The 1,503-nt window shown below is 69.5% G+C and carries 2 protein-coding genes and 1 pseudogene; 1 reads left to right on the top strand and 2 read right to left on the bottom strand.

Going from position 1 to position 1,503, the window contains the following annotated elements; translation table 11 throughout:
* The coding region (locus AC1DOC_RS33195; protein WP_478131513.1) for a nitrate- and nitrite sensing domain-containing protein at positions 1-162 on the bottom strand (162 nt) is incomplete at its 3' end.
* A gap of 77 nt (positions 163-239) precedes the next feature.
* On the opposite strand from AC1DOC_RS33195, the gene tsaD reads away from it, so the two are divergent.
* Positions 240-1,298, top strand: coding sequence for a tRNA (adenosine(37)-N6)-threonylcarbamoyltransferase complex transferase subunit TsaD (tsaD, locus tag AC1DOC_RS33190; protein ID WP_012748616.1), 1,059 nt, complete (start codon positions 240-242; stop codon positions 1,296-1,298).
* Here the strand turns inward: tsaD and AC1DOC_RS33185 are convergent.
* Positions 1,237-1,503, bottom strand: a pseudogene (locus tag AC1DOC_RS33185) (alpha/beta hydrolase); the annotation flags it as partial. The gene tsaD and the pseudogene AC1DOC_RS33185 overlap by 62 nt on opposite strands.

The following is a 1,503-nucleotide window of genomic DNA, read 5'->3' as shown; positions in this document are numbered from 1 at the left end:
GCCGCGCGAGGCGAGGAACACGTTGGACATGCCGCGCTCCCGCTGCAGCGCATGGACCAGCCGCGCGATCAGGCCGACCAGCTCGCTGGTGCGCGCGAGCTGGTCCAGCTCGTCGATTTCGCACTTTCTGGCGGCGATCAGAAAACTCAGTCCGGATTTCATGGTGGGCGAGGGGAAGCAAAGAGCTTGCTGCAACATCCGTGCCGCACGGGCATTCCTCGCCGCCTACACTCCCGGGCATGCTTCTCCTGGGAATCGAATCATCCTGCGACGAAACCGGCGTGGCGCTGGTGGAAACGCATGGCAGCGCGCTGCCGCAGCTGCGCTCGCATGCGCTGCACAGCCAGATCGCCATGCACCAGGCCTATGGCGGCGTGGTGCCCGAGCTGGCCAGCCGCGACCACATCCGCCGCGTGCTGCCGCTGACCGAAGCCGTGATGGCCGAGGCGGGCCGCTCGCTGGCCGAGATCGACGTGGTCGCCTACACGCGCGGGCCCGGCCTGGCCGGGGCCTTGCTGGTGGGCGCGGGCGTGGCCTGCGCGCTGGGCGCGGCGCTCGGCAAGCCGGTGCTCGGGGTGCATCACCTCGAAGGGCATTTGCTGTCGCCGTTCCTGAGTGCCGATCCGCCGGAATTTCCCTTTGTGGCGCTGCTCGTGTCGGGCGGCCATACCCAGCTGATGCGGGTCGACGGCGTGGGCCGCTACGAGCTCCTGGGCGAAACCATCGACGATGCGGCCGGCGAGGCCTTCGACAAGAGCGCCAAGCTCATGGGCCTGCCCTATCCGGGCGGCCCCTGGCTGGCCAAGCTGGCGGAGGCGGGCAACCCTGCGGCGTTCAAGCTGCCGCGGCCGCTGCTGCACAGCGGCGACCTCGATTTTTCATTCGCCGGCCTGAAGACGGCCGTGCTGACGCAGGCCAAGAAGCTCGGCGCCGAGCTCGAGGCGAACAAGGCCGACCTGGCCGCGTCCACGCAGGCGGCCATCGTCGAGGTGCTGCTGAAGAAATCGCTGGCTGCGCTCGGGCAGACGGGCCTCAAGCGGCTGGTGGTGGCCGGCGGCGTGGGCGCGAACCGGAGCCTGCGGGAACAGTTGAACGCCGCCTGCGCCAAGCGCGGCGTGCGCGTGCACTATCCGGAACTGCACCTGTGCACCGACAACGGCGCGATGATTGCCATGGCGGCCGCCATGCGGCTRCAGTCGGGTTTGGCAGAGGCGAGCGAGCGCTATGCCTTCGACGTCAAGCCGCGATGGCCCATGGCTTCGCTGATGGCGTCATCCGCGGCGCCGGTGGCCGCGTAGCCGACGACCCGCGCGAGCGGCCGAGCGATGGCAGCGGCAGCACATCGAGCACATTGCGCCAGAGCTGGCGCCATTGCGGCCAGTCGTGGCCGCCCTCGGTAGTGAAGACGCGGCCTTCGGGCAGGGCGTCCGCCAGCAGCTTGTGGTTGCTGGCAAAGCGGTCGCTGAGGCCGAAGCCAAGGTAGAGCTGGGGCAGGCTTTGGGA

This window comes from Variovorax sp. 01T439_2 (assembly GCF_056398445.1).
Note: the sequence above shows the minus strand (reverse complement) of the source record. Positions and strands in the feature narration are given on the sequence as shown.